Raw genomic sequence first — 6,715 nt, forward strand, 5'->3', positions numbered from 1 at the left:
ATTGAATCGGCGATTGATTAACATTGTCTTAAAGGAGAGAACAATGAGTGAGTTTTTAACGCAATGGCAAGAGGCGGCTCACACTACCTTGGGTCTGTTTTGGATGGCTTTTTGGGCTTTCGCGCTTGGTTACCTAATAAGCTCAATGATCCAAGTTTTTGTGACCAAAGAGCGCATGCAAAAGTCCATGGGAAAAGCCGGCCCTAAAAGTGTGGCATTGGGCACTTTCTTTGGTTTTATTTCCAGTTCATGTTCCTTCGCTGCGTTATCGACGACGCGTGCCCTATTTGTAAAAGGTGCAGGCTTAGTTCCTTCGCTTGCTTTCATGTTGGCGTCCACCAACCTGGTGGTGGAATTAGGCATAATCATTTCTATTTTTCTTGGGTGGCAGTTCGTTGTAGGAGAATATGTCGGTGGTATTCTGCTTATCCTGGCCGTGTGGCTTTTGGTCAAACTGACGTGTAAAAAAGAGCTTGAGGAAAAAGCGCAATCACACGCGAAAAAAGCAGAGGGAGGCGACAGCCAGGCAAATAGTAAGGAAAAAGGCTGGAAAGATAAAATAATGAGTAAAGCAGGATGGCACCAAGTTGCCAGCCGTTACACAATGGAATGGAAGATGGTATGGAAAGATGTAACCATTGGATTTACGGTTGCCGGTATCATCGCGGTATTCGTTCCCACTGAATTTTTTCAATCTCTCTTCATAGGGGCCGGACAGGAGTCGAATTCCTTTTTACAAATTCTCGCACAGACAATCGTAGGCCCAGTCGCGGCTTTTTTTACGTTTATTGGTTCAATGGGCAACATTCCGCTAGCGGCGGTGTTATTCGGGCAGGGGGTCAGTTTCGCCGGAGTAATGGCGTTTATTTTTAGTGATTTGGTGGTATTTCCAGTGTTGCGGATTCAGGCGCAGTACTATGGCTGGAAAATGGCTATCTATATACTGATTGTATTTCTATGTGCCCTTGTAGGAGTCTCGCTCGTCATGCACTACGGACTCGATCTCTTGGGGCACTTACCAGATGCCTCCGGGTTTCAGTCGATGACCGATCGGGAGTTCTTCAACATTGATTACGCTTTTTTCTTGAATGTGGCCTTTCTTACATTAACCGGCGCATTCATCTTTTGGCATTACTCCAAAAAAGAGAAATCGACCTCAGGCAGTAAAAGCCTTGGCGATTGGGTATTGCTGACGCTTTCGATAATCGCGTATGTATGGCTTGCAATTGGTATTGCTGTGCTTCCATTTTTATAGTTTACAAGCGCAACTTTATGAATTAGTTAACTTTCATTTTGAGTTTTAATATTAGAAGTTGTTCTAAGTTTCAAATCAGTCCCATAAACGAGCAAAGTTTCTTTCATTTAAAACAAGGAGCCAGTGAAAGACGCTTGGAACGCCTTTCACTGGTATTGTGACAGTATAATATCCTCAGCTTCAATATAGCGACTGCTCTTCATTTTAATTGTTAGCCCATTTCTCAATTAGATCTTTGTTCATATTAAAAGGCTAAGAACTTCGGCTGTGTGGGGGATTTATAAAATCAGCTGCCATTATCAAATATAGCTAGGGAAAGTGACTGTCCTATTTACTTTCACAGTGAAACTATGGCTTAGTCGGTCGCAGCGAACGCTGAAGATTCGAAGGTTATGCGTTAATAAAGCGTTCAACGAATTTCAGACACAAAAACCGACTTGCGTCGGCTTATTGTTATCTCTTTCATTGGTAAGAAAAGAGATGGTACCAGTGGGCGGACTTGAACCGCCACCAGGTTTCTAGATTCAGACTAATAGGTCACGTTAATGTGTATTAACATAATCTAAAAATATCTTTATAAAACAGGTAGCTATTGTCACTAAGCCATATATACTCGAAATAAGCGCATTATTTTTTCTTTGCAAATGAGTATTTATGGCTAAGCAGTTAGCAAGACACGACATCGACGACACGCTCTACGTTTTCCTGCAAGATAACAGCAAAAAGTGGTACGCCCGTTTTCAGCTTTTCGGGAAATGGCACTGCAAATCAACTAAACAAGTTGATAAAGAAGAAGCTGTAGCAGCAGCTAGATTGCTACGCATGGAGTGGAAAATAAAAGCGGAATCAGGAACTCTCACAACGAGCAAGCGTTTTCGCGATGTAGCTGCGAAGAGTATTCTAGCTATGGAACATGAGCTTGCGCACGGCGGCGGTAAAGTTAGCTACAAAGACTACATGGGAGCTTTGAAAAAATATCACATTCCGTTTTTTGACCGCACGTATATCACTTCTATTGACCAAGACAAGCTCAAAGAATTCGACATTTGGCGAATACAAAAGGCTGGTAAGGTTCTTAACAAATCGACTCTTCTAAATCATAACGCTGCGCTACAAATGGTGTTTAAAGCAGCGATTGAAAACCAATGGATGTTGCCAGTTCAGGTTCCAGTATTAAGCAACAAAGGAGAGCAGGGGGCTAGACGTGCTGCTTTCAGCGAAGTTGAATATGAGAAGGTCGTTGAAACTCTCGAAAGTATGAGAGACAACAGCCGTAAGGAAAAGACAAGGCAAATAAGAGAACTTTTACTTGATTATGCTGACGTAGTTGTCAATACAGGTATTCGTCCTGGCACTGAAATGGAAGAACTGACTTGGGCTGACATCTTAATGACGAGACAAGAGCACCAAGTTATTTTTAAAATCAAGGTACGAAAAGGCAAGACCACTAAACATACTGGCACTAGAACCGTTGTGTGCAAAGATGAATTTGTCTTTCCCCTAATGAATTTAATGGATCGTTTTCCTAATCGCCGACCGTCCGACAAGATATTTCTCTTAGCAGACGGTTCAAGTACCAATGAACTGGGTAGAACCTTTGTATCTGCATTAGAAGAAGCAGAGCTGAAGACCAGCCCAGATGGACCAAGAACACTCTATTCGCTGCGCCATACTTACATAACTTGGCAATTACTTAGCCGAACTTTAAGAGTTGATGTACTTGCTCGACAATGCGGTACTAGCATTGCGATGATAGAGCAACACTACAGTCATGTCGTCCCTAGTATGTTTGAGCAGGAGCTATCCGGAGTAACGTTCGAAAATAAAGAAGAAAGGGCAAAAAGCAAACGTGCGCTCGCACGAGGTTTAAAAACCAAAGAGTTACTTACACAGCGCTTCAAGGTTTGGGAGGCTGAATATAGAAAGCGTGGATGTATCTAGAGTTACACTGAGCTAGTACAACTGAGCTTTAAATATCTGATACTTTGGACTTGTAGCTTTCTAATGTTCTAGCACTGCCAATATCTAACTCAAATTTCATTTTTTCTGGGTAATGTCGTGCAGAGTCTAAGGCTTGCTCCATTGGACCATAGTAAACAATGTTCAGCTTACCTGCCGTGTACTGAATAAGCATGAGTTCATCTGCTAAATTGGCTGTAGAAGCTGAGATTGCAACAAATCCATTTACCTGAGCTGTTGCTTTTACACTTATAGTTTTGCCGTGCTTTGATATTACGTCAAAACCGTGTTGATTAGCTCTAGAAGCTAATGCACCACCAACTTTAAGTGCACAATAAAATTCACCGATTCGACCTATTAAATGTCGTACTTCGGTAGCTTTTACTCCGAACTCTTCAATCTCTAATTTAATCAGAGCGTAATATTGTTCATAAAGCTCCTTAATTTTATCAATACTTATCGAATTAAGTTGGGTATTTACATGCAACTTGGTATCGGTATTTGATGTGTTATCAGGTCTAAATATATCCTTTATCTTGTTGTGATGTATTGAGGAGTCATTCTTTGTGGAAAAAAGTTTATGTATTTTCGAAGCGAAATCAGGATGAATGTCTATTTGATGAAGCTTGTACCAACTAGGATACTGTTCAAGCAGGTCACATGCTTTTTTCCATGAACTCACCTTTATCTGACGCTGTTGTTTAGAGGACGGTAAGCTATCGCTTTCAGATAGCAATTCTGACAAGGCTTCTGAACTTGTTTGTATGTGGTATTTCCTTAAACCATCAGTACCTCGAGTACCTATAAGTGATAAGGTTTCTCCTTCACCACCAAGCTTCAAAATAACTTCTTGCATAAGCCTACTGTTCAGTTAATTGTTGTCTTTATGATAAGGCTACCAAGTTGCCTCGTATTCATTGGATTCCCCGCGCCGTTGAGGATACTGATGTTGAGTTGCTTCGCTAGCTCGCGAAGTATCGGCTTAGCTGGAGTGAGTACTTGATTATCTCTTTCGACTTCTATTGTTCCGTTTTCCAACTCTTTGATTGTGTACTCTGAAATTTGAATAGATTTTAATACACTGATATTACTGTTTGGCTTTTTGATGCTTATAAGTTTTGATAGTGATATTGCAAACTTCCCGCTAGTACCGCTCGTTTCGCGCATCAAACTTTCTGCAACTCCTTTTTCTTCATTTAGGAGAGTTTCGATCTGCATCTCTTCAGTGTTGATCCTCAGAATAATAATGCGGTCAACAGATATAAGTGTGTTGGGATTGAACGCTATATGCCCACTAGAACCCATCATAGCCGTCGTCTTGACGGATATTCTCTCGCCGTTAGCACTGACGACATCATAGCCTTTTTGATTCACTTCTGTAGCCATTTGCCCGTTTGTAATGAGTGCGGCATAAAGTTCACCGATTCGGCCAATTAGATGCCTAAGTTCAGTAGGAGGCACGCCCCAAGTTAATTCTCGCTCGAACCAAGTCATCGCTTCTCCCAGCGACTGAATTATTTGCATTTGAGTTAAAGCCATTGCTCTTCCTTAAGAATAATATGCTGGCCCAGCAACTGAGCTTTGATGCATTCTAAAATAGCTAAATTTGCTTTTAATATTCCACAAATTTAGATAGGAGAGGGTACATTCGGTTTTTAAATTGAAGCATGTAGCTATCTCTCACACCTCTTGAACCGCTAGGGTGGGGTAAGTATATGACATGAGTGAAACCTTATGGTGATCGCTCGATAATCGAAAATAACGAGTTTCGGCTTCACTACTTGTCTATAACCACTCTGTTTCTGCCGGACTGTTTAGCGCTGTATAAATTTTTGTCAGCCCTTTTAAGCGTCTCTTCCCAACTGCGATCATCATTGTTCGCTATTGCTCCACCAATACTCACCGTGACAGACATTGTATGGTCATTACCCTTGATTGCTAAGTTATTAACAGCAGACCGAATTCGTTCGGTGGTATTTTTTAAACTAACTGAGTCAATATTTGGAAGAAGTAAAACAAACTCCTCCCCTCCAAATCTGCAACAAAAGTCATAGTCTCTAACTTCGTCGGCCACACAACTCGTAACAGCCTTAAGTACTAGATCTCCTGATAAATGCCCGTAGGTGTCATTCAAAACTTTAAAGTGATCAATATCAAACACACAGATACCAAGGGGGTGATTAAGTCTCTTGAATCGAGAAAACTCTTTATCAGCTTTAATTGCAAGGGCTCTCCTATTAGACCAGCCAGTCAAATAATCAGTAAGCATTGAGTCTCTGAGTGCTAATTCTTTTTTCCAAGTGACTATGTGATTGAAACCTATAGTCAGCAAAAAGATAAAGGCAATTATTACGAATGAGCCTGCGGTTTGCAGGTAATCATTACCAAAGAGGCTTAACCGCTCGTCGCTAATGGCTATAACAAAGAGTCTTATGATCATTAGAGCTGCAAAAATAATAAGAGTAATGAGTAAAGGCCAGAAGGAATGTGAGTCTTTGCGATATAAATTCTTGAACAGCAAAAAGGATGACAATAGGTCAAGCAAAATGATGATAGGGCTAAATACGAAAAAGCGAACTTCAACGGAATTGGCGACCGCAGGTACTGCGTGTAAAGCTACTGACAAGATAAATATGCCACTTACCAATAAAGGAATGGGCCTTGTATATAGATAAACGTAAACGCCATTTAAAATAGCCGCGTGCGCCGCGTAAAAAGATGCATTGGCAATTACCGGAGATATCGCCTTTTCAGGGGCGAATATATTCAGACACAAAGCGACAATGTTTGATAAAGCGAATAAAACACCAGCATTTAGCCAATACTTTATGTATTTCTCGTCGGGGCTGGATAAATACGTTAGCCCCATATTCATTGTCATAATGAGACTTGCAAGGAGGGTACATGAGATAAGTGTTATTAAATCCATTTAAAATCTAGAACTTTGAGTAAAGCGGCGAATTCAGATTTTGTAAGTCTATAGTGATAGCAACACTCTTCAAACAATAATATGCAAGTATTTTTCACATTTAGAGATGAGTTGTATTGCCAGCCTAAAGCTCTTACTGTCTTTCGACAATACGCTTTGTTTACCTGAAGTGTGCTAAAAACTGCAATTTACACGTCTCCGCCGAAAGACAGCCTCACTCCCTGAGTTCTTCAACAACCATTTTAACCGGACGTGTAAGATTTGACTGATGTACGCATATCGATACAAGTAAATAAAAAATATAGGTAACGTTAATGAAGATTAACGCAAACTAAATGCTTAACTAAACCAAATGTTATCGACCCTTAAATTCCATGTTTGAAGAGGGTGTTACGCGGATATGTTGAACTAAAGTTGTAATAGCTTCTTTGGTACAAATTTTCTTCCAGAAACAAAAAAACCGACTCAAAAGTCGGTTTCAGTATCTTCTTCTTTAGGCTCTTCATCATTAACGGGGGACATCCGCATTCATTAAACTGATTTTGCGAAGAATCATTTAATGGAGAGTACAG

5 protein-coding genes are annotated in these 6,715 nt (G+C 40.6%); 2 read left to right on the forward strand and 3 right to left on the reverse strand.

The annotated features are described in order from the left end of the window. Positions 1-43: 43 nt before the first annotated feature. Together AC0J2X_RS17010 and AC0J2X_RS17015 are read left to right on the forward strand one after the other, a co-directional pair. Complete coding sequence (locus AC0J2X_RS17010; RefSeq protein WP_061095220.1) at positions 44-1,255, forward strand: permease; 1,212 nt, start codon at positions 44-46, stop codon at positions 1,253-1,255. Positions 1,256-1,909: 654 nt separating this feature from the next. Further along, positions 1,910-3,196: a site-specific integrase gene (locus AC0J2X_RS17015; protein WP_061486498.1), complete on the forward strand. Its 1,287-nt coding sequence runs from the start codon at positions 1,910-1,912 to the stop codon at positions 3,194-3,196. Between the two features lie 28 nt (positions 3,197-3,224). Here AC0J2X_RS17015 and AC0J2X_RS17020 read toward each other — a convergent pair whose 3' ends face one another. From AC0J2X_RS17020 to AC0J2X_RS17030, 3 genes are all read right to left on the reverse strand, one after another. Beyond that, a complete protein-coding gene (locus AC0J2X_RS17020; RefSeq protein ID WP_061486497.1) occupies positions 3,225-4,070 on the reverse strand; it encodes a DUF6998 domain-containing protein in 846 nt (281 codons plus the stop codon). 11 nt (positions 4,071-4,081) lie between these two features. Next, on the reverse strand, positions 4,082-4,753 hold the full coding sequence (locus AC0J2X_RS17025; RefSeq protein WP_061486496.1) for a DUF6998 domain-containing protein: 672 nt from the start codon (positions 4,751-4,753) through the stop codon (positions 4,082-4,084). A 238-nt stretch (positions 4,754-4,991) separates the two neighbouring features. Continuing rightward, complete coding sequence (locus AC0J2X_RS17030; RefSeq protein ID WP_061486495.1) at positions 4,992-6,095, reverse strand: GGDEF domain-containing protein; 1,104 nt, start codon at positions 6,093-6,095, stop codon at positions 4,992-4,994. Positions 6,096-6,715: the final 620 nt, after the last annotated feature.

Source organism: Alteromonas sp. R7 (assembly GCF_055755235.1).